The organism is Thalassospiraceae bacterium LMO-SO8 (assembly GCA_031655335.1).
Taxonomy (GTDB): domain Bacteria; phylum Pseudomonadota; class Alphaproteobacteria; order Rhodospirillales; family Casp-alpha2; genus UBA1479.
In genome coordinates this window covers 2,151,841-2,174,676 of the sequence record CP134226.1, presented here as the reverse complement: position 1 = coordinate 2,174,676, position 22,836 = coordinate 2,151,841, and the positions used below count along the sequence as shown (strand labels likewise).

16 protein-coding genes are annotated in these 22,836 nt (G+C 64.5%); 2 read left to right on the top strand and 14 right to left on the bottom strand.

The annotated features are described in order from the left end of the window. Window positions 1-150 precede the first annotated feature (150 nt). From phnY to RJ527_10465, 7 genes are all read right to left on the bottom strand, one after another. Window positions 151-1,602: a phosphonoacetaldehyde dehydrogenase gene (gene phnY / locus RJ527_10495; protein WND74475.1), complete on the bottom strand. Its 1,452-nt coding sequence runs from the start codon at window positions 1,600-1,602 to the stop codon at window positions 151-153. A gap of 51 nt (window positions 1,603-1,653) precedes the next feature. Next, entirely contained in the window at window positions 1,654-2,925 is a 1,272-nt protein-coding gene (gene phnA / locus RJ527_10490) for a phosphonoacetate hydrolase (GenBank protein ID WND74474.1), read from the bottom strand. A 183-nt stretch (window positions 2,926-3,108) separates the two neighbouring features. Beyond that, window positions 3,109-5,562: an FAD-dependent oxidoreductase gene (locus RJ527_10485; GenBank protein ID WND74473.1), complete on the bottom strand. Its 2,454-nt coding sequence runs from the start codon at window positions 5,560-5,562 to the stop codon at window positions 3,109-3,111. 9 nt (window positions 5,563-5,571) lie between these two features. Further along, window positions 5,572-6,705, bottom strand: coding sequence for a 2-aminoethylphosphonate--pyruvate transaminase (locus RJ527_10480; protein WND74472.1), 1,134 nt, complete (start codon window positions 6,703-6,705; stop codon window positions 5,572-5,574). A gap of 158 nt (window positions 6,706-6,863) precedes the next feature. After that, on the bottom strand, window positions 6,864-8,567 hold the full coding sequence (locus tag RJ527_10475; GenBank protein WND74471.1) for a putative 2-aminoethylphosphonate ABC transporter permease subunit: 1,704 nt from the start codon (window positions 8,565-8,567) through the stop codon (window positions 6,864-6,866). A gap of 3 nt (window positions 8,568-8,570) precedes the next feature. Beyond that, window positions 8,571-9,686: a putative 2-aminoethylphosphonate ABC transporter ATP-binding protein gene (locus RJ527_10470; protein ID WND74470.1), complete on the bottom strand. Its 1,116-nt coding sequence runs from the start codon at window positions 9,684-9,686 to the stop codon at window positions 8,571-8,573. Window positions 9,687-9,819: 133 nt separating this feature from the next. Continuing rightward, window positions 9,820-10,863 (bottom strand): putative 2-aminoethylphosphonate ABC transporter substrate-binding protein, encoded by a 1,044-nt coding sequence (locus RJ527_10465; GenBank protein WND74469.1) that lies wholly within the window; start codon window positions 10,861-10,863, stop codon window positions 9,820-9,822. A gap of 253 nt (window positions 10,864-11,116) precedes the next feature. Here RJ527_10465 and RJ527_10460 point away from each other — a divergent pair, with 253 nt between their 5' ends. After that, the gene (locus RJ527_10460; protein ID WND74468.1) at window positions 11,117-11,983 is read left to right on the top strand and encodes a LysR substrate-binding domain-containing protein; all 867 of its coding nucleotides are present in this window, start codon (window positions 11,117-11,119) and stop codon (window positions 11,981-11,983) included. Window positions 11,984-12,104: 121 nt separating this feature from the next. Here the strand turns inward: RJ527_10460 and RJ527_10455 are convergent, their stop codons facing one another. From RJ527_10455 to RJ527_10425, 7 genes are all read right to left on the bottom strand, one after another. Then, window positions 12,105-13,013 carry a DUF4868 domain-containing protein gene (locus RJ527_10455; GenBank protein ID WND74467.1) on the bottom strand — a complete coding sequence of 303 codons (909 nt, stop codon included), beginning with the start codon at window positions 13,011-13,013 and terminating at the stop codon, window positions 12,105-12,107. Further along, window positions 13,006-13,611 (bottom strand): hypothetical protein, encoded by a 606-nt coding sequence (locus RJ527_10450; protein WND74466.1) that lies wholly within the window; start codon window positions 13,609-13,611, stop codon window positions 13,006-13,008. Before RJ527_10450 ends, RJ527_10455 begins: the two co-directional genes overlap by 8 nt. Window positions 13,612-13,698: 87 nt before the next feature. Next, complete coding sequence (locus RJ527_10445; GenBank protein ID WND74465.1) at window positions 13,699-15,066, bottom strand: glutamine synthetase; 1,368 nt, start codon at window positions 15,064-15,066, stop codon at window positions 13,699-13,701. Window positions 15,067-15,104: 38 nt separating this feature from the next. After that, a complete protein-coding gene (locus RJ527_10440; GenBank protein WND74464.1) occupies window positions 15,105-16,280 on the bottom strand; it encodes an iron-containing alcohol dehydrogenase in 1,176 nt (391 codons plus the stop codon). 5 nt (window positions 16,281-16,285) lie between these two features. After that, window positions 16,286-17,677, bottom strand: a complete 1,392-nt coding sequence (locus tag RJ527_10435) for an aldehyde dehydrogenase family protein (protein ID WND74463.1) — start codon at window positions 17,675-17,677, stop codon at window positions 16,286-16,288. Window positions 17,678-17,747: 70 nt separating this feature from the next. Next, window positions 17,748-18,764: a C-terminal binding protein gene (locus RJ527_10430; GenBank protein ID WND74462.1), complete on the bottom strand. Its 1,017-nt coding sequence runs from the start codon at window positions 18,762-18,764 to the stop codon at window positions 17,748-17,750. Between the two features lie 32 nt (window positions 18,765-18,796). After that, window positions 18,797-20,200: an aspartate aminotransferase family protein gene (locus RJ527_10425; protein WND74461.1), complete on the bottom strand. Its 1,404-nt coding sequence runs from the start codon at window positions 20,198-20,200 to the stop codon at window positions 18,797-18,799. A 354-nt stretch (window positions 20,201-20,554) separates the two neighbouring features. Between RJ527_10425 and RJ527_10420 the strand changes: the two genes are divergently transcribed. Further along, entirely contained in the window at window positions 20,555-22,834 is a 2,280-nt protein-coding gene (locus tag RJ527_10420) for a heavy metal translocating P-type ATPase (GenBank protein ID WND78047.1), read from the top strand. Window positions 22,835-22,836 lie beyond the last annotated feature (2 nt).

The following is a 22,836-nucleotide window of genomic DNA, read 5'->3' as shown; positions in this document are numbered from 1 at the left end:
TTCCAGTGCAGGTTTCAGGGCGGCGGGACCGGACAGACGTTTCACCCGGCGGCCGCCGTAACACTCGACCACCCCTCAATAGACGCACTGAGTGCGCTTATAGCCTGAAACTCCGGTCTCTACAATCGGATGACTATGGAAATACGTCTACTAACTGAGCCAAGGCATGGAGAAGGTCTTCACGTTGGTGAAGCTCTTCATCGCCTCGATCACGCCTTCCTTGTAGCCGAGCCCCGAATCCTTGATCCCGCCGAAGGGCGACATTTCGATACGGAAGCCGGGAACCTCCCAGACGTTGACCGTGCCGACGACCAGGCCGTCGATGAAGCGGGTGATGTATTCCATGTTGTTGGTGCACACACCCGACGACAGGGCGAAGGCGGTGGAGTTGGAGATCTTGATGACCTCGGCGATGTCGTTGGGGCAGCGGATGATCGGCACCACGGGACCGAAGGTTTCCTCGCGCACCAGTTCACAATCGAAGGGCACGCGGTCGACCAGGGTCGGCGAATAGAGCGCCCCGTCCCGCTTGTTGCCGTAGAGAAGCTCCGCCCCCTTGGCGACGGCATCGTTGACCCGCCGTTCGAACTGCATGGCGGCCTTTTCCTCGATCACCGTGCCGACGTCCGTGTCCGGGTCCATGGGGTCGCCGTACTTGATGGCCTTGACCTTTTCCAGGGCGATCTTGACGAATTCGTCGGCGACCGCATCGACCACCAGGATGCGCTTCACCGCCGTGCAACGCTGACCCGAATTCTTGGTGGCGCCCGCGACGGCCAGGGTCGCGGCCTTTTCCAGGTCGGCGTCTTCCATGACGATCAGGGGATCGTTGCCGCCCAGTTCCAGCACCATGCGGCGGTAACCCGCGTGTTCGGCGATGTACTTGCCGACCGCGACGCCGCCGGTGAAGGTCACCAGATCGGCGTGTTCGTTGGTGATCATCTCGTCGGCGATGTCCTTGGGATCGCCGGTGACGACCTGGAACATTTCCGGCGGCAGGCCCGCTTCATAAAGAACGTCGGCCAGCAGCAGCGCCGTCAGCGGCGTCTTTTCCGTCGGCTTCAGGACCATGCAGTTGTTGGTCGCGACCGAGGGCGCGATCTTGTGCGCAACCTGGTTGAGCGGATGGTTGAACGGCGTGATGGCGCTGATCGCCCGCAGCGGCTGGCGCGTGGTGAAGATCTTGCGCTTCGGGCCCGAGGGCGACACGTCGCAGGAAAACACCTCGCCGTCGTCCATCAGGGTCAGGGCGGCGGACAGGTTGAACACGCTGTTGGAACGCCCGGCTTCGTACATCGAATCCTTTTTCGACAGACCGCATTCGGCGGTGATCAGGTCGGACACCTGTTCGCGGCGGGAATAGAGGATTTCGCCGGTCTTCTTGAGGATTTCCGCGCGCTCATGCCGGGTCAGGGTCGGCTTGTACTCGGCGGCGGTCTTGAACGCCTTCTTGACGTCGGCGACCGACGCCTTCGGCACCGTGCCGACGACCTTGTTGGTGTAGGGGTTCATGACCTCGATGCGCTCGTCGCGCACGCCGCTGTCGCCGACGATGCGGAGTTTTTCGTGGATCACTTCGTTTTTGAGAGCGGCACTGTCCATGGAATTTTCCTCCAAACGCCCCGGTGGGGGTCTTGATTAAAGCGGCTTCAGTTAGGCTGCATTCTGGGCGAGCGCCGTGTGATTGAGCGCCACGTCGAAGATGTCGAAGTTGCGGAGCCGCCGGCCGCTGTCGACGGAGGCCGTGCGGGTGACGATCAGCGGCACCTTCTGTTCCGTCACCCCGCCGTGAGAGCGCAGGGGCTCCTTCAACTGGCTGAGGTCGTGGCGGTCGGACGAGGTGCCCAGCACCTTGGCCTTGTCGGACACCACGATCAGGTCGCCCAGGCGGTCTTCCGGCAGCTCGAATTCGGCGCAGCCGTGTTTCCTGTCGTAAACCTTCTGCACGCCGGAAACCGCGGCCAGCTTGGTGATGATGGCGGATGTATCCGCGTCCGGCGGCAGGTAGACGGTGGCGAAGGAGCCCAAGGCCCCGTGGTGCACGACATAGGGGTCGGTGATCGGCAGGATCACCCGCGCCTTGCCGGCCCCCAGAATGCCGTCGAGCACTTCTTGCAGGTAGATCACGTCGGGTTGGCCGTCGGCACCGAACTTGGCGTTCATGCCGTGGTCGGCGGTCAAGGCCAGCACGGCGCCGAGCGCATCCAGCTTGGCCCAGTACCCGTCCATCATGGCGTAGAAGGCATTGGCCACCGGCGTGCCGGGGGCGTGCTTGTGCTGGATGTAATCGGTGGTCGACAGGTACATGATGTCGGGGCGCATGGTTTCCATCAGCTTGACACCCGCGTCGAAGATGAATTCCGACAGGTCCGCCGAATAGACGTCGGGGATCGGCCGGCCGACCAGGGCCTGGGCGTCGGCGATGCCGTTCTCGGCCAGGGTCGTTTCATCGGCCTTTTCCGACGAAAACGCGACGGCACGGCCCGACGAGAAATCAAGGCCGTGACCCAGCAGGCGGCGCAGCTTGTCCTTGGCGGTGACGATGGCAACCTTGGCGCCGGCGTCGTGGAAGGCCTTAAAGATGGTGTCCGTGCGCAGGAACTTGGGATCGTTCATCATCACTTCCTCGCCCGTGTCCGGGTCCAGGAAGAAGTTGCCGGAAATGCCGTGCACCTTGGGCGGCACGCCGGTGACGATCGACAGGTTGTTGGGGTTGGTGAAGCTGGGCACCACGCAGTCGGCGCGCAGATCCGATCCGCCCTTCAGCGCCTTTTCCAGGAACGGCATGTGCCCGCCGGCGATGGCCTGTTCGATGTAATCGGGCTCCGACCCGTCGATGCAGACCACCACCAAGGGCTGGCTGGGCCAGGCATAGGTGCGGCCGTTGACGGAAACGCTGCGGGGATGGGACTGGGTCTGATCCATGATGCTGCTCACCTTTGAAATCGTCCGGCACGCAGGTCCGTGCCTGGGTTTCGGGAATTCTCGTGAGCGGCCAAGGATATGTCAAATCGCTAATAACTATGTGATTGATAGGTTAAATCAATATGACGTCCCTCCGATCCGGGACAGGATCGAGCATCAAACGGCACCAATTAACGGGGGAAATCAGCCGCGTAGGCGGGACGACGCGGGATCGTAGAGAGGCCGGAGCGACGCCTGGGCCGGATAACGCACCCCGGCGATTTCGATTTCGTAGGCGTGGCCATCGAGGCCCGCCGGGCCGCCGTCCGGTACAGCCACATAGCCCATGCCGACGGCCCCGCCGAGGGTGTGCCCGTACATGCCCGACGTGACCTTGCCGACGATCGCGCCATCCCGCCAGATCGGCTCATTGTGGTAAAGCAGGGGGGTTGGGTCATCGACCAGGAATTGCAGCAGGCGGCGCGTCACCCCGGCTTCGCGTTGCCTCAGCAGCGCGTCGCGGCCGATGAATCCCCCCGGCTTGTCCCAGGCGACGGCGAATCCGAGCCCGGCCTCGAGCACGGTATCCTCGTCGGAAATGTCGTGGCCCCAATGGCGGTAGGCCTTTTCGATGCGAAGCGAGTTCATGGCATGCATGCCCGCGTGGACCAGGCCGAAATCCCGGCCCGCCGCGACGACCGCCTCATAGACATGGGCCGCGAATTCCGTCGGCGCCATGATTTCCCAGCCCAGTTCGCCCGCATAGGAAATGCGGGTCATGCGGGCGAGGCCCATGGCGAATTCGACCTCGCGGCTGGCGCCGAAGGGAAACGCGTCGTTCGACAGATCTTCCGGCGTCAGCCTAACCAGCAGATCCCGCGACCTGGGGCCCATGACGCCGATCACCGCATGGCCCGAGGTCACGTCCGTGACGGTGCAACGCTCGTGGTCTTGCACATGGCCCTTGAGCCAATGGAAATCCCGCACCTGACAGGCCCCGGAGGTGACGACCAGGAAAGCGTCCTCGGCCAGGCGCGTCACGGTCAGATCGGCCTCGATCCCGCCACGATCGTTCAGCCATTGGGTGTAGACGGCGCGGCCCGTCTCGCCCGCCACATCGTTGGCGGAGACCCGGCCCAAAACCTTGGCCGCGTCCGAACCCTCGACCCGGAACTTGGCGAAGGAGGTGAGGTCGAACAGGGCGACGCCTTCCCGCGCCGCGCGGTGTTCGCCAGCGGACGCATCGAACCAGTTCTGGCGGCCGTAGCTGTATTCGTATTTCGGCTCCGTTCCCGCGGGCGCGAACCAGTTGGCGCGCTCCCACCCCGCACTTTCGCCGAAGCAGGCGTTGGCGGCCTTCAGGTGCTCATACAGGGGTGAGCGGCGCAGGCCGCGCCCGGTGGTGTACTGCTGAAACGGCCAGTGGGTGGCGTAGAGAAGGCCCAGGCTTTCCGACACCCTTTCCCGCAGATAGGCGCGGTTGGCCTGAAACGGCATCTGGCGGCGGATGTCCACTTCCCACAGATCCATGGGGGCGTGGCCCGACTTGACCCAGTCCGCGACCACGCGGCCGATACCGCCCGCCGACTGGATGCCGATGGAATTGAGCCCCGCCGCCACCATCAGGCCGTCCAAACCCGGGGCCGGGCCCAGGTTGTAGCGCACGTCGGGGGTAAAGCTTTCCGGGCCGTTGAAGAAGGTCTGGATGCCCGCGTTCTCGAGCGCCGGCAGACGCGCCATGGCGGCTTCCAGAATGGGTTCGAAATGATCGAAGTCGTCGGGCAATTGGTCGAATTCGAAGTCGTCCGGAATGCCGTCCATGCCCCAGGGTTTGGCCTTGGGCTCGAACGCGCCGATCAGCATCTTGCCGGCGTCTTCCTTGTAATAGGCGCATTCGTCATAGACCCGCAGCACCGGCAGGTCCGGCGTCATGCCGTCGAAGGGCTCGGTGACGATGTAGAAATGCTCACACGCATGGAGCGGCAGGGTCACGCCGACCTTGGCCGCCATGTCGCGCGCCCACATGCCCGTGGCCAGGACGACCCAACGGGCCCGCACCTCGCCCGTGTCCGTCCGAACGCCGACGGCGCGGCCGTTCTCGACGATGATCTCCGTGACCTTTGTGTCCTCGAACAGGCGGGCACCGCCCATGCGGGCCCCCTTGGCCAGCGCCAGGGTGATATCGGCCGGATTGCCCTGCCCGTCCGACGGAATCCAGGTGCCGCCCAGCACGTCGCCGACGTTGACCAGAGGATGGCGTTCCTTGACCTCTTCCGGGGTGATGATGTCGACCTGTAGGCCGAACACCTTGGCCATGGAGGCGTTGCGGCGGAATTCCTCCATGCGCCCTGCGTGCAGGGCGACGGAGACGGATCCGTTCTGCTTCAGGCCCGTGGCCTGGCCGGTCTCGCCCTCAAGTTCGCGGTACAGTTCCGCCGTGTACTTGGCCAGCCGCGTCATGTTGGCGCTGCCGCGCAGTTGGCCGATCAGCCCCGCCGCGTGCCAGGTGGTGCCGGAGGTCAGCTTGCGCCGTTCCAGCAGCACCACATCGGCGATGCCGATCTTGGTCAGGTGATAGGCGATGGAGCAGCCGATCACCCCGCCGCCGATGACGACGACCTCACACGATGCCGGCGGCGTCCTGGCGGCGTCGGTCACCGATGCGGCCTATTCGGCGGCCTGGGGCGCGCCGGTCTTCACGCCCATTTCGTTCAGGACTTCCGACATGGCCTTGAGCGCCGCCTTCATTTCCGCCGCCCCCAGATGTCCGATGCAGCCGACGCGGAAACTGGGCGCCACGGTCAGCTTGCCGGGATAGAGCACGAAGCCACGATCCTTGACCTTGTCGTAGAACACCTGGAAATCGAACGCCGGGTCCGACGGCATGTGGAAGGTGACGATGATCGGCGCCTGCAGCCCCTGGGGCAGCAGGGTCTGGAACCCCAGGTCGGCCATGCCGTCAATCAGGATGCGGCAGTTTTCCGAATAGCGCTTGAAGCGCCCGGGCTGGCCGCCCTCGGCCTCGAACTGCTCGATGGCCTTGGCGAAGGCGAAGATCACATGGGTCGGCGGGGTGAAACGCCATTGGCCGTTGGCTTCCATCGCCTTCCACTGATCGTAAAGGTCGAGAGCCAGGGAATGGGAATTTCCTGCGCAGCCTTCCAGCACGGTTTTGCGGATCAGCGCGAAGCCCATGCCCGGCACGCCTTCCAGGCACTTGTTGGACGACGCCATGACGGCGTCGAACGGCACCTTGGCAAGGTCCAGTTCGATCGCGCCGAACGCACTCATGGCGTCGATGATCAGGGACCGGCCCGCGTCCTTCACCGCATGGGCGATGTCGGCGATGGGGTTGAGGATGCCCGACGTCGTTTCGCAATGAACGACCAGGACATGGGTGATGGATTTGTCGGCGGCCAGCTTGGCGGTGAGCGCCGCCGCGTCCGGCGGCACGTCTTCGGCGGTTTCGGAAATCTCAAACGCGCGCCCGGCGTACTCCAGAATCTTGCCCATGCGCTTGCCGTAGGCGCCGTTGACCAGGATCAGCGCCTTGCCCGATTTGGGGATCAAGGTGCACAGCGCCGCCTCGACCACGAAGGTGCCGGAGCCCTGCAAGGGCACGCAGACGTGGGTATCGGTCGCATTGGCGATTTCCAGCAGCTTGCGGCGCACGGCGGCGTTGGCGTCGATGAAGGCCTGATCGCGCGAGCCCCAGTCATGGCGCATGGCGTCGCGGGTTTCGGCGGCCGTGGTCAGGGGGCCGGGCGTGAGAAGAAGGGGGTCACCGGGGGTCAGGGTCATGGTTGGGCCTTTCCAACTTTGTCATTTGAGCCGCGGCCGGGCCGATCAGGCAGCCGGTCGCGCGGAGTTTCGGGCGGGATGCGTCAATTCGTCAAATCGTTAATTCGGATATCATCCATAGATCAGGACGATGAAGCGCCGGACGGAAAATTACCCGCTCAGCGCTTTCGCCACGCCTGGGTGCGGGAGAGAATACCCCGAGTGAGCCCCGCATGCACCAGCCGAACCGCCGCCGCCGTGCCGACGATCATCATGCCCATGGCGGCGGCCGGCGCCACGTCGCCGGCGTCGTCCATGTTGAGAATCGCGACCGACGCCAGGGCCGTATCCGGGGAGTAGAGAAACACCACCGCCGACACGGTCGTCATGGCGTTGACGAACAGATACATGGAGATGTCCAGGATCGCCGGCATGCAGACGGGCACGGTGATGCGGAAGAAGGTTTTGTAGAACGGCACCTTGAGCGACTGCGACACGCTTTCGAATTCGCCGTCCAACTGCTTCAGCGCCGTCACCGCCGTCAGGTGCGAGACCGTGTAGAAATGGGTGACCGTGCAGATCACCAGAATCGGCATGGTGTGATAGATGAAGCCGAGCGGATTTCCCGGCGCGTTGAAGAAAAACACATAGGCCAGCCCCAGCACCAGGCCCGGCACGGCCATGGGGATCATGCACAGAAGCTGCATGGCGGTGCGGCCGGAATGGAAGCCCTTGCTTTTTTCCACCAGGTAGGCGCCGGTGAACACCATCGCCGTGCCGATCACGGCGGTCCAGGCCGCCAGTTCGAGGGAATTCCAATAGGCGGACCAACTGCCGCCGTCCATCAGGTCGAAGTTGTAATGCTTCAGCGACAGGGTCAGGTCATAGGGCCAGAACTTGGCGAAGGACGCGAAGCAGGCCATGCCCAGGATCGACACCATGATCAGGCCGATCAGGCAGCAGAAGGCCAGCATGGTCATGTCCATCGCGTTGTTCTTCTTGGGCTGGAACGGCACCGCGCGGGCCGACAGCAATGCCACCTGGCGGCGCTGCACGATGCGGTCGGCGGCGAAGGCGAACAGGGCCGGCAGCAGCAGGACCATGGACACCACGGCACCCATTTCGAAATCCTGGCGCCCGACCACTTGCTTATAGATATCGGTGGCCAGCACGTTGTACTTGCCGCCGACCACCTTGGGCACGCCGAAGTCGGTGATGACCAGGGTGAAGCAGACGAAGAAGGCCGAAACCACGCCGTAGCGCACGCTGGGCAACGTCACGGTGAAGAAGGTCTTGATCTTGGAAGCCCCCAGCGCGTCCGACGCCTCGTACAGCCGCGCGTCCGAATTGGCCATGGCGATCAGCATGATCGTCAGCACATGGGGGAACACGTAAAAGCATTCGCCCATGACGATGCCGATGGGGCCGTAGATTTCATAGCCGAACAGCCAGTCCTTGATGATGCCCTGATTGCCGAACAGGTAGACCAGGGCGATCGCCGGCAGCAGCGACGGCATGAGAATCGGCAGCAGCGCCACGCCCTTGAACAGCGCCTTGAACGGAATGCAGGTGCGGGTCAGGGCATAGGCGTAAATGAAGGCCAGGGTGACCACGATGACGCAGCACAGCAGGGTCACCGTCAAGCTGTTCTCGATCGACCAGAACAGCGCCGGAGTGGAAAAGAAGCTGACGTAGTTGGCCAGACCGACGAACACCCCGTCGGCGTTCTTGAAGCTTTTCGACAGAAGCGCGTAAAGCGGCAGCAGGATCGAGATGGTCAGATACAGCGCGATGCCGACCAGCACCGCGCGCATGATCCAGTCTTCGCTGCTGACCTTGGGCGTGATTTTAGGCGCTGCGGCGACGGCGGCGGCGTCCCGCATGGCTCAGGCCTCGCCCACGGGGCGGTAGATGCGCACGAACTCGGGCGGCAGAGCGGCCTGCACCGCCATGCCTTCGCGGATGCCCAGGTCGCGCGCGCGGTTGGCCGACAGGTCGATCATGAAGTCGATGCCCTTGCCGAAGCTTTGCCCGGCGCCGTTGACCGGCACCACATGGCAGCGATGGAACGAGCCCAGGAATTCCACGTCGGTGATCGTCACCGGGATGCCGGCGGCGCCGGCCTCGGTCGAAACCTGCACGTCCTCGGGCCGAATGCAGACCGTGACCTTATCGCCGGGAAACAGGCCGTCCAGCACCGCGCCGCAGTCGATGGCGATGCCCGCGACGGCGACCCGCCCGCCCGGCTGCACCTCGCCGTCGACGAAATTGGTGGTGCCGATGAAGTCGGCGACGAAGGGCGACGCCGGGTCGGCGTAGATGTCCTCGGGCGAGCCGACCTGTTCGATCACGCCGTGGTTCATGACCACGATGCGGTCGGCCATGGCCAGGGCCTCTTCCTGGTCATGGGTCACCATGATGGTGGTGATGCCGATCTTTTCCTGGAGTTCCTTGATCTCGTGGCGCAGGTGGACGCGGACCTTGGCGTCGAGCGCCGACAGGGGTTCGTCCAGCAACAACAGGCCCGGCGAGGTCGCGAGCGCGCGGGCCAGGGCCACGCGCTGCTGCTGGCCGCCCGACAACTGCGACGGATACTTGGTCGCGTGGTCGCGCAGCCCAACAAGGTCAAGCAGGTCCGACACGCGCCGCGCGATATCGGCCTTCGGCATGTTCCGGTTTTCCAGGCCATAGCCGATGTTGCGCGTGACGGTCAGGTTGGGGAACAGGGCGTAGGACTGGAACACGATGCCGAAATCGCGTTCGTTGGGCGGCAGGGCCGAAATGTCGCGGCCAGCCTGTTCGACCGTGCCCATGGTCTGAATATCCAGGCCCGCGATGGCGCGCAGCAGCGTCGTCTTGCCGCAGCCCGACGGGCCCAGAAAACACACGAATTCGCCCTCGGCGACGTCCAGCGATACGCTTTGCAGCGCCGTGAACTCGCCGAATTTCTTTGTCAGGTTGCGGACCCTGAGATAGGCCCCGCCGTTGTTGTCGTTCGCCATGCCCGCCCTCCAAGGCTCAATTCTATCAGACCGCCGCGCCCCGGTGCACGGACTGAACGCGACCGAAACAGAAAGCCCCGGCCCCTTGCGGGAGCCGGGGCTTGCCGTTCAGATCAGTGCAGAAAAGATAACCTTACTTCTTCGGTTCGGACTTTCCGTCGTAGCGCTTGCGCCACTCGTCCAGAATGCGGATGCGGTTGGCGGCCGCCCACTTGAAGTCGTTCTTGATCATCTTGTCTTCGATGCCGACGGGGAAGTTCTTCACCGGCTTGGCGACGCCGGGCATGGCGACGACGGCGTATTCCTCGTTGTAGATTTCCTGCGCCGTCTTGGACACGGACCAGTCGGCCAGCGCCTGCGCGGCCTTCAGGTTCTTGGTGTTCTTGACGATGCCGAAGGATTCCAGATCCCAGCCCACGCCTTCGGTCGGCGCGATGACCTCGAGCGGCGCCCCTTCGTTCTTGGACTTGGCCCCCCGGTAGGCGAAGGAAATGCCGATGGCGATTTCACCCTTGGCCGCCAGCTTGCAGGGCTTGGAGCCCGAATGGGTATAGCGCGCGATGTTTTCGTGCAGCGCGTCCATGTACTTCCAGGCCTTTTCCTCGCCCTGGATCTGAATCCACGAAGAGACGTCGAGGAAGCCCGTGCCCGAGGAGTTCGGGTTCGGCATGATGACATGGCCCTTGTAGACCGGCTTGGTCAGGTCGGCCCAGGTGGCGGGAACGGGCAGCTTGTGCTTGGCGCCCTCGACCGTGTTGAAGCAGACCGACGCGATCCAGGCGCGCTGCCCGACCCACAGCGGCGGGGTGTTGGTGGTGTCGTAATACTTCTTCGACAGCTTATCCAAACCCTTCGGCGCATAGCCCTGGAAGTAGTCGTAATCGGCCAGCAGCAGCAGGCTGGTCGCCGCCACGCCCCAGACGATGTCGGCCTTGGGGTTTTCTTTCTCGGCCAGCAGCTTGGAGGTGATGATGCCCGTGGAATCGCGGACCCACTTGATGTTGACGTCCGGATTGTCCTTCTCGAAGGCGGTCTTGAACTTCTTCAGTTCGTCCGCCTCGACCGCGGTGTAGACCAGAAGGTCGGTTTTCGCCTTGGCGGGTGCTGCGCCCAGAATGGCGGCCGTGGCCACCGTCGCCAGCCCCAAACCGAGGCCGCGGAACCATGTTGATTTCATTGTGATACTCCCTGTTTGATCGCCGGATTATCAGAACGGACTGTTACCGGCATGTGACAGTTTTAACCATTTCTGCGGTGACGTGACAGGATTTGTTCGGCACTGCACCAAATCCCCCCGGAGCCCGTGCCCTCGTCGACGCCGGCCCCGAACCCCGGCGAATTCGCCGTTGCGCGGGGTTCATGTAGACTCAATCGCATCGGGGAAATATAAGTCAAATCGTCAGTTTATATAGATCGTATAGGTTTCATCTATGTACTATTCGCAACTGCGCGCGTTCCATGCGGTCGCGACGCAAGGCGGTTTTTCCAAGGCCGCCGAACACCTGCATCTGACCCAGCCGACCCTGTCCGACCAGGTGCGCAAGCTGGAAAAGGATTTCGACATCCTGCTGTTCAACCGCACCTCGCGCTCGGTCGCCCTGACCGACGCCGGGCGGCACCTGCTCGCCATCACCAACCGGATGTTCGAATGCGAGGGCGAGGCGCTGGAATACCTCAAGGAATCGCAGAACCTTCTGGTCGGCTCCCTCACCCTCTCGGCCGATGCACCCTTCCACGTGCTGCGCATCGTGCGCGCCTTCCGCAACCGCTATCCGGGCGTGACCGTGAACCTGAAGATCGGCAACTCGGAAGACATCCTCAATCAACTTTACGATTTCGACGCCGACGTCGGCGTGTTCTCCCACGTGCCCGACGACGCCAGGCTCAAGGTCTTGAGCCTGCGCGACGACCCGCTGGTCGCCGTCATCAACCGCGACCATCCCTGGGCCGGGCGCGGCGCGGTCAAATTCAAGGAACTGGCCGGGGAACCCCTGGTGCTGCGCGAACGGGGCTCGACCACCCGCCGGCTGGTCGAACAGGAATTCGCAAGGTTGGAGCTACAGATGGGCACGGTGATGGAGGTCGAGGGCCGCGAAAGCATCCGCGAGGCCGTCGCCACCGGCAACGGCATCGGCTTCGTCTCCAAACCCGAATTCGGCTTCGACTCGCGCCTGGTGATGATCGAGCTCAAGGACTGCAAACTGCCCATGCACGAATACATGGTCTGCCTGGAAAACCGGGCCGAGACACGGGTGGTGCGGGCGTTCTGGGAACTGGCGGTGACGGAGCGGGATTAGGTGTGGGCTAGTGCGCTTTCGCAGGACGCCGTCGAGATCCAAAATGTCGCAACCGATCTCAGCCTAAGAGCCGTCATGCCCCCATCTCGACTATCAATGAAGTCATGGACGAATAATGTGCCTACGCCGTCACTCTTTGACGGCCCGTAGCACGATATGGCACCGGCCCTGTCGCTGTCAGGTCTAGTTGATACCGACGAGCATCCAAAATCTCCAAGAGCTTGGCTTCATCCTGCCGTCGGCATTGCAGTCGCCCTTCAACTTCTTTGAGAACGAGACCATGATGTGCTGCCAATTCCTCAACCCGGTCCCGGCGAATTAGCGCCAGATCATTTCGAGCGGCAATTGAGGCCGCCAATCTTGCCATTTTCGGGTGATTGGCGATATCCGCCTGAATCCGTGTGAAATCCAGGAAAACGACAGCATTGTGAATCTGTTGAACCTTTTGCGCCGCAGCGCCGGCTACACGCTCTACAATATTTGCTAAATACTCGACTGACCGTACTTTCAGCATAAAGACATGCTGCTCCGTGATGATGGCATCGAACTCACGATCCAGTTTGAGAACATCGTCCTCAATCATTTGCAAGGTGTCGTCCGAAAGGCGCATCAGTTTATTCCGCGCCCCAAGCGTCCCTTTTAGCTGTGTCCCCTTCTTGATGCCCACGGCCTTTCGATCTTGACTATCGTGGAAGACACCAAAGTAATAGTCGATATCAGGCACGTGCTGGTGAGCATTTGCGAGATCATCCAGATCACCTGAGTCGAAAATTGCAGATAAATCCGCCAAATAGTCAGTATCACGCGGCGCGTAGACAGGTCGCCGTTCCCCATAATCCTCGGAAATATCGTGCAGTTCCCAGTCTCCGTCGAGTTGTTCGAACGCAGCTACCGTGGCGCCAAGCACGTCCTTCAGAGCATTCTTGATAGGGCCATCTGTCGGCACGAAATATCGGTTGCCATTGTCACGCAGTGCCACGGCGAAATTCACACCCTGGATATCTTGGAAGTTGAATTCATCTTCAATCATCAGTGGCTTGATCCACAAGAACATTCCCGCCGAGACGCCAGCCTTTAAGCGGCTTCCCTGCGTCTAAATTATGCCTCTTCGATAAGATAGCATAAGTAGCAAAACGCGGATTGTCACCATCTGCCAGATTAGTCCCTGAAACAGCTTCTACTGTAAAAATTCTATATCCGTACATGGCGAAAAACAAATTCATATAATGAAGCCGCATATGCCAGAACAAAAACAGCACAAAAAGAAGGGCAACAAAAATTGCTACTAGGTCTCGATATCCCCCAAGGTTCGCATCGAAGAGCGGAATCAGCATGGCAAACAGATAGGTCAGCAGATGTTCTCTCTGATCTTTCGATGAGTGAATAGTGATCGTTTTATAGTTTTCTTGCCGTTTAGCGCGCCGAAAAAACATCCAGAGCAAAATCGTAGGTAAAAGAAAGAGCATCACACACGCTGGAATCCAGATTATATCCGGAACCTTCTCGACCCCCCTAATTGCCCAAAGAAGGAAAACTGGACTCAAGCTAGACCACACCAACAGGAAGCGAACGCTCCCCAGACCCTCTTGAATTTTTGCTTTTCCTGTCATGACGTCACTAGTGCTCAAGCTTTCGGAAGTTTTCTTCAAAGTAGATTCGCAGAAACCAGCATTCCCGCAAAACCGCTCACGCGCCCCCGGGCCTCCGGTTTCGCCCTAAATAATCTCAAAATACCGCTCCATCTCCCAGTCGGTGATGGCGCGGCGGAATTGGCGTTCTTCCCATTCGCGGGTCGCGGCGTAGTGGTCGACGAAGGCGTCGCCGAACAGGGCCCGCGCGGGCTTCGACGCCTTGAGCATCCCGGCCGCGTCCATCAGGGTGCGCGGCAGGTTGAGGCGTTTGGGAAACGTCTTGTCGTAGGCGTTGCCCTCGACCGCCTTGTCGGGCTCGATCCTATTCTCGATGCCCCACAGCCCCGCCCCCACGGCGGCGGCGAGTGCGAGGTAGGGGTTGGCGTCGGCGGCGGCGATGCGGAATTCCACGCGCTGCGATTTTTCCGAGCCGGGGATGATGCGGATCGCGCAGGTCCGGTTGTCGACGCCCCAGGTCGAATCCGTCGGCGCCCAGAAGCCCGGCACCAGGCGGGTGTAGCTGTTGACCGTGCCGGCGATCATGGAAAGGAATTCGGGCAACAATTTCTGCTGCCCGCCGACGAAGTGGCGCATGACGTCGCTCATGCCATGGGGCTTTTTCTTGTCCAGGAAAATCGGCTTGCCGGCCTTGTTGGTCAGCGACATGTGGATATGGCCCGACTGGCCCGGCCAGTCCGGCGACCAGCGCGCCATGAAGGTCGCCATCAGGCCCCGCTTCTGCGCCATGATCTTGGCGAAGGTCTTGAACAGCACGGCCTTGTCGGCGGCGGACAGGGCGCCGTCGACCTGGATCGCGGCTTCGAGCACGCCCGGCCCCGTTTCCTCGTGCAGGCCCTCGAGCGCCATGTCCATCTTCAGGCAGCCGTCGAGGATGTCGCGGTAAAGATCGCTTTCGGTCGTGGAGCGCAGCATGGAATAGCCGAAGAAGCCCGGCTGGATCGGCTTCAGGTCGCGGTAGTTCTTTTCGCGCACGGTTTCGGGCGTTTCCTCGAACATGAAGAATTCGTATTCGAGCCCGGCCAGCACCTTGAAGCCCATCTTGTCGGCCTTGGCCAGCGTCCGGCGCAGCACGGCGCGGGGGCAGACCTCTTCGTACTTGCCGTCGAATTCGCCGAGGAAGAACAGCATGTCGTCCTCCCAAGCGATCTCGCGGCAGCTTTCCGGGATGATGCGCACGGGGGCGTCGGGATAGCCCGTGTGCCAGCCGGTGACGGAGACGTTGTCGTAAAGCTGGTCCTTGGAATCCCAGCCCAGCACCACGTCGCAGAAGCCGAAACCCTTGTCGAGGGAGGAGAGGAACTTGTCGGCCTTCATGTACTTGCCGCGCATGATGCCGTCCATGTCGACCACGCCGACCTTCACGTAATCGCATTTGCGCTCGGCGATGATCTTTCTGGCGTCCGCCGCCGTCTTGACCTGTCCCGGTTTCATCTGCCTGTCCCCCTGCCTTTAATGAATATCGCTGGTCCCTAGAATTCCAGACGGCCCCCATGGGCGTCCAGGAACAATGCGGCGTACTGCGCCGCCGAGAATTGGATGGGATTGCCGCCCGCCGTCGGATCCTCGACCGCCATGGCGCCGATCTTGTCGGCATCGTCGCCGGGAATGTTCATCTCGGCCAGCGTGTGCGGAATGCCGACTTCCTTGCGCAGGTCGAGAATCCACTGGATCACCCCGGCGGGCGAATAATCGGCGAGGTCCAGCGCGCGGGCGAGGTCCGTAAGGTCCCGGTCCACCGCGCCCTTGTTGGCGTTGACCACATAGGGCATGAGCACCGCGTTCAGGAGCCCGTGGTGCGCGTCGTAAAGCGCGCCCAGGGGATGGGCGAGCGCATGAATGCCGCCGAGCCCGCGCTGGAACGCCGTCGCCCCCGCCATGGCCGCCGCCATCATGTGGGACCGCGCCTCGATGTTCTTGCCGTCCGTCACCGCCGTCGGCAGCCAGTCCTTGACCAGCCGCATGCCCTCCAGCGCCACCCCTTTCGCGAACGGGTGATAGAACGGCGCCAGATAGGCCTCCAGATTGTGCGACAGCGCGTCCATGCCCACCGCCGCCGTGACATGCGCCGGCAGGCCGACCGTCAGGGCCGGGTCGGCGATGGTGACGCTCGGCATCATCTTAGGGTGGAAGATCACCTTCTTCACGTGGCGCGCACTGTCGGTGATGACCGAGGCGCGGCCCACGTCCGACCCCGTGCCCGACGTCGTGGCGACGCAGACGTTGGGGGCGATCCCGGCCGGGTCGGCGCGGGTCCAGTTGTCGCCCACGTCCTCGAAATCCCACAAGGGCCGCGTCTGCCCGGCCTGGAAGGCGATGGCCTTCCCGGCGTCGAGCGCGCTGCCGCCGCCGAAAGCGATGACGCCGTCGTGCTTGCCGGCCTTGAACGCCGCCACCCCGGCCTCGACGTTTTCCAGGGTCGGGTTGCCCTTGATGGCGGAGAATACCTGAACGGCAAGCCCCGCCCCCTCGACCGCCCGCACGGCGTCGGCCACCATGGGCAGGGCCGCCAGGCCCGGGTCGGTGACCAGCAGCGGATTGGCCATGCCCGCCTGTTTGCAGGCCTCGCCCAGTTCCGCGATCCTGCCGGCGCCGAAGCGGATGGACGTCGGATAGTTCCAGTTTCCTTTAAGCGGCATGTTCGTCATGGCGGTCAGACCTGCGTGCGAAGGTGGAAGGACATGGGCCGGGTCAGGTGATCATAACCCAGCGGCGACAGAGTGCAGCCCCGGCCCGAATTCTTGACCCCGGTCCAGGCGAGGGCCGGGTCCAGGTAGTCGGCCCGGTTCATGAACAGGGTGCCCGTCTCGACGCGGGCACCCAGCGCCAGGGCCGCGTCGGTGTCCGCCGTCCAGATGCTGGCGGTCAGGCCGAAGTCGCTGTCGTTCATCAGGGCCACGGCCTCGTCGTCGGATTTGACCTTCATCACGCCGACCACGGGGCCGAAGGATTCCTCCGTCATCACCCGCATGGCATGGTCGACGCCGACCAGCACCTGCGGCGCCATGTAGGCGCTGCCGGCGGCGTCGCGGGGGAACGCCGCGGGGTCGATCAGGGCCTGGGCCCCGGCCTGGACCGCTGCCGCGATCTGGCCGCGCACGAAGTCCGCCGCCCGGGGCCGCACCATGGGGCCCAGGGTGGTGGCCGGGTCCAGCGGATCGCCCAGGACGTATCCCTTGGCGAGATCGACCATGCCGGACACGAAATCGTCGTAGACGCGTTCGTGAACATAAACCCGCTCGATCCCGCAGCAGCTTTGCCCGGAATTGAAGAAGGCCCCGTCGGTCACGTTCTCGATGGCGTGCGGCAGGTTGGCGTCGGCCCGGACGTAGGCCGGGTCCTTGCCGCCCAGCTCCAAGCCCAGGCCGATGAAGCGGCCCGCCGCCGCCTTCTCCATGGCGGCCCCGCCGGGGACGGATCCCGTGAAGGCGACGAAATCGATGTCGGGGGACGCCACCACGCGGGCCGTCTGGTCGTGGGTCAGGTGCAGGACCTGGAACAGGCCGTCGGGCGCCCCCGCGGCCTGGAACGCGCGGGCGATGCGCTCACCACAGAGCGGCGTCTGCGTCGCGTGTTTCAGGACCACCGCGTTGCCGGCCATGATCGCCGGCACGATGGCGTTGACCGCCGTGAGGTAGGGATAGTTCCAGGGGGCCACGACCAGCACCACGCCCAAGGGCATGCGGCGGATGAAACGGGTGAAACCCGGCTTCTCCGGGGCGGGCCGGTCGGCCAGGGCGTCTTCCGCGATGGCGATCATGTGCCGGGCGCGTTCCTCGAACCCCTTCACCTCGCCGGCCCCGTAGCGCACCGGGCGGCCCATCTGGCGGGCCAGTTCCTCGGCCACCGCCTCGGGCTCCTTGATAAAGGCATCGACCATGGCCGTGCACAGCGCCGCCCGCTCGGCGACCGGCGTGTCGCGCCAGCCGGCCTGACAGGCCTGGGCGCGGTCGAGCGCCGCCTGAATGTCGGCGTCGGCGGCGGCTTGGCGTTCGGCATAGACCGAACCGTCGATGGGGGAAATACAGGTCAGGGTTTCGGTCATGGCGGACTCGGTCTGTGGGCCGGGGAAAGGCGGACGTTAGCCCGGCGCCCCGGCCTGCGCCAGGGGGTTTCTAGCCCTCGAACCGCACGCCCCGGGTCTGGGCGCGCAGGCGGGGGTCGGGGGATTTCACGGTGACGGGCTGTCCCTCCAGCACCTCGCGGCAGCGCTCCAGCGTCTCCCGCTCCAGGCGCTCCATGGCCTCATGGGTGAAGAAGGTGAGATGCGGCAGCAAGATCACGTTATCCATCCCGAACAGGGGGCTCAGGGGATGCCCTTCGAGCATCAGCGGCTCCCGGCTGTAGACGTCGAGCCCGGCCCCCGCGATGCGGCCTTCGACCAATGCCGCGACCAGGGCGTCCTCGTCGATGATCGCGCCCCGGGCGACGTTCAACAGGAGCGCCGTCGGCTTCATGGCGGCCAGTTCCGCCTCACCGATCAGGCCCCGGGTTTCGTCGTTGAGAACCGAATGGACGGAGACGACGTCCGCCCGCGCCATCAGGTCCAGGAGGTCGGCCACTGGCTCGATCCCGACCCGCATCAGTTCCTCGGGCGGCGTGTGGGGGCTGTAGGCGATGACGTGCGCGCCGAAGCCCGCCCCCGCCATCTGGGCGAAGGCGCGGCCGATGCGCCCGGCGCCGACGATGCCGACGGTCTTGCCCGCGATGTCGTTCGCCAGCCACTTTTCCTCGGGCCAGGCCCAGCCGTCGGCATGCATGGCACGGTCCAGCGGGATCAGCTTTTTCGCCAGGGCCAGCATCAGGGTGAACGCGCCCTCGGCCACCGTGCGCTCGGCGTATTCGGGGATGTTGACCACGGGGATGCCGCGCGCCCGCGCGGCCGCGACGTCGATGGCGTCGATGCCGACGCCGTATTTGACGATGCCCTTCAGTTTCGGGGCCGCCGCGATGACGCGCGCCGTGATCGGCGTGTAGCACATGAGGATCAGGTCCGCGTCGGCGACGGCGTCGAGCAGCACGTTCTCCCCGGCCCCGTCCGGCACCAAGACCAAGTCGACGCCCATGTCGCGGAGCCCCGCATCGATCACCGGGCATTGCAGTTCGCGGTCCGTGCGGACGACCTTGACCATGGGCTTCCCTTCGCTGTTCGGGTTGGTGTCGTTCAGGCGAGTCCGGCCGCGCGGGCGGCGTCCGCGATGGCGGCGTCCAGCACGTCGAGGGCGTGGTCGATCTGATCCCGCGTCACCACCAGGGGCGGCGTCAGGGTCAGCGTGTTGCCCATGGATATCTTGAACGACAGACCGCCCGAGAGGCAACGGTAGAGCACGTCCTCGGCCAATGCCGCCGCCGGCTCCTTGCCCGCGCGGTCCCTGACCAGCTCGACACCCATCAGGAACCCCCGCCCGCGCACGTCGCCGATCACGCTGTGGCGGTCCTTCATGTCATGGAGCCGCGCCAGGGCATGGGCCCCGAGCGTCGCCGCGTTCTCGACCAAGTTTTCGTCCTCGATGATCTCGATGGTGGTCAGCCCGGCCCGCGTGGTCACCGGGTTTTTCTCATGGGTGTAATGGCCGAAGGCATAGTCGCCGGCCACGTCCAGGCCCGGCCGGGCGATCACGGCGGCGATGGGCAGGATGCCGCCGCCGAGCCCCTTGCCCATGACCAGGATGTCCGGCACCACGCCGTCATGGTCGCAGGCGAACATGCGCCCGGTCTTGCCCAGGCCCGTGGGGATTTCATCGAAGATCAGCAAAGCGCCGACGTCGTCGCAGGCCTGGCGCACGGCGGCCCAGAACCCGGGCGGCGGCACGAAGGGCACGGCGCGGGCGGGCTCGGCGATCACGGCGGCGACGTCGCCCTCTTTCTCCAGCACGTAGCGCACCATGTTGGCGCAGGTCATCTTGCAGAGGTCCAGGTTCGGCTGGCCGTCCGTTTCCGGATAGCCGTAGGGGCAGCGGTAGCAGGCGAAGGGCGCGACATGTTCCGTGCCCGCCAGCAGCGGACCGATGAGGTTGGAGCGGAACAGCTGTTCCCCCCCCACCGACGACGCCCCGAACCCGGCCCCGTGGAAGGCGTCCCAGAACGACACCGTCTTGAACCGCCCGGTCGCGGCGCGGGCCAGCTTCAACGCGACCTCGACCGCGTCGGACCCGCCCGTGGTGAACAGCACCTTGGACAAATCGCCCGGCGCGATGTCGGCCAGCTTGCGCGCCAAGGCCGTGGCAGGTTCGCAAGCGAAACGCCGGGGCGCGAACGGCAGGGCGTCCATCTGGTCGGCGATGGCCTTCTTCAGGCGCGGATGGCCGTAGCCGATGTGGTGCACGTTGTTGCCGTGGAAATCGAGATAGCGGCGGCCCTCGGCGTCCTCGATCCAGGGGCCCTCCGCCTTCACGATCACCGACAGACAGGGCGTGGACACGGACTGATGCAGGAACAGCGCCGCATCCTCGGCAAGCTGGGTCTGCGAGGCCGCCCCCAGCGCCCCCGCCGCCCATTCCCGGCGCCGGGGCGAGGCGTTGCTTTCGCCCTCGGACGGGGCCGGCGTGAATTCACTTTCGAAGGGCATTGGCGGCGCTCTGTCCGGGGTTGCGGTCGGAGGAGTGTCGCCAGCCGTCCAGGTATACGTCAAATCGCTAATGCCGATAGAATTTATCGGCGGAGCCTATGGCCGGCGCGGATTGGCAATTCTTCGATAACGCGCCTTGACCTTCCAGTGACTGGAAGCCTTATGTAAGGGGTCATGATGACGTCGCGGGTATGTCACCCGCGCCGCAACCGAAGGTCCTTCGCCATGCCCACCCATTCGCACTCCACCTCCGACACCCCGAAAAGCGGCGGTTCCTGCTGCGGCGGGGGCCATCACGCCCATGATCACGGCCACGGCCACGGCGCGGCGACCGCCAAGGACCCGGTCTGCGGTATGACCGTGACCCTGGGCCAGGGCAAACCGACCTTCGATCACGCGGGCACGACCTATCATTTCTGCAATCCGGGCTGCCGCACGAAATTCCAGGCCGACCCGGAACACTACCTGTCGGGTGCGCACAAGAAGCCGGCCGAGGCGATGCCCGCCGGCACCAAGTACACCTGCCCCATGCATCCCGAGATCGTCACCGACAAGCCCGGCGACTGCCCGATCTGCGGCATGGCGCTGGAACCCATGGGCATTCCCACCGGCGATGAAGGACCCAACCCCGAACTGGTCGATTTCACCCGCCGCTTCTGGGTCGGCGCGGTTCTGACCGTCCCGCTGCTGATCCTGGCCATGGGGCCCATGCTGGGCCTGGGCGTCCGGGATGCGATCGGCAAAGGCACGGCCCTGTGGATCGAGATGGCGCTGGCGACCCCGGTGGTCCTGTGGTCGGGCTGGCCGTTCTTCGTGCGCGGGGTGAAATCCGTGATCACCGGCAACCTGAACATGTTCACCCTGATCGCCATCGGCGTCGGGGCGGCCTATCTGTTCAGCATCGTCGCCGTCGTCGCCCCCGGCATCTTCCCCGACGGCTTCCGGGACGCCGGCGGCCATGTCGGCGTCTATTTCGAGGCGGGCGCCGTCATCATCGTCCTGGTTCTGCTGGGCCAATTGATGGAACTGGGGGCGCGCGACCGCACGGGCGCCGCAATCCGGGCCTTGCTGGACATGGCCGCCAAGACCGCCCGCGTCATCCGCGCCGACGGCCGGGAGGAGGAAATCCCCCTGGAGGACGTGAAGGCCGGCGACCATCTGCGGGTGCGGCCCGGCGAAAAGGTCCCCGTGGACGGTGTGGTCCTGGAGGGCCGGTCGTCCGTGGACGAATCCATGATCACCGGCGAGGCCGTCCCCGTGGAGAAAACGCCCGGCGACCCGGTCACGGGTGCGACCATCAACGGCACCGGCAGCCTGGTCATGGAAGCCAAGCGCGTGGGCGCCGATACCATGTTGAGCCGCATCGTCGAAATGGTCGCGAGCGCCCAGCGCTCCCGCGCGCCGATCCAGAAGGTCGCGGACAGCGTCGCCGGTATCTTCGTGCCGGCGGTGGTCGCCGTCGCCGCCCTCGCCTTCGTCGCCTGGTCAATCTGGGGCCCGCCGCCGGCCATGGCCTACGGCCTGGTCGCCGCCGTGGCGGTGCTGATCATCGCCTGTCCCTGCGCGCTCGGCCTCGCCACGCCCATGTCGATCATGACGGCGACGGGCCGGGGGGCGCAGGCGGGCGTGCTGATCAAGAACGCCGAGGCCCTGGAGCGCTTCGCCAAGGTCGATGTCCTGATCGTCGACAAGACCGGCACCCTGACCGTGGGCAAACCGAAACTGGTCGCCGTCCTGCCCGAGCCGGGGCATGACGAGGCCGAGGTCCTGCGTCTTGCCGCCAGCCTGGAGCGGGGCTCGGAACACCCGCTTGCCGAGGCCATCGTCACCGGCGCCGAAGACCGCAACATCGACGCCGCCAAGGCCGAGGATTTCGCCGCCGTCACGGGTAAGGGCGTCACCGGCACCGTCGACGGGCGCAAGGTCGCCCTCGGCAACGCCAAGCTGGCCGCCGACCTGGGCCTGGACGGCGACGCCCTGTCGGCCACGGCGGACGCGCGCCGCGACCAGGGCGAGACCGTCATGTTCGTGATCGTGGACAAGGAAATCGCCGGCCTGATCGCCGTCGCCGACCCGGTCAAGGACACCACGGCGGATGCGATCAAGGCGCTGCACGCCCAGGGCTTCCGCATCGTCATGGCGACCGGCGACAACGCGCGCACGGCCCAGGCCGTGGCGGCGCGGCTGGGTATCGACGAGATCCGCGCCGACGTCCTGCCCGAGGACAAGGCCCGCATCGTCAAGGACCTGCAAACCCAGGGCAGCATGGTCGCCATGGCCGGCGATGGCGTCAACGACGCGCCCGCCCTGGCCCAGGCCGATGTCGGCATCGCCATGGGAACGGGGGCGGACGTCGCCATCGAAAGCGCCGGCATCACCCTGATCAAGGGCGACCTGAACGGGATCGTCCGTGCGCGGAAACTCGCCCGCGCGACCATGCGCAACATCAAGCAGAACCTGTTCTTCGCCCTGATCTACAACGCCCTCGGCGTGCCGGTGGCGGCGGGCGTCCTCTACCCCGTGTTCGGCATCCTGCTGTCGCCCATGTTCGCGGCGGCGGCCATGAGCCTGAGTTCCGTTTCCGTCGTCGGCAATGCGCTGCGCCTGCGCCGCGTCAGGATCGAGGAGGAGTGAGC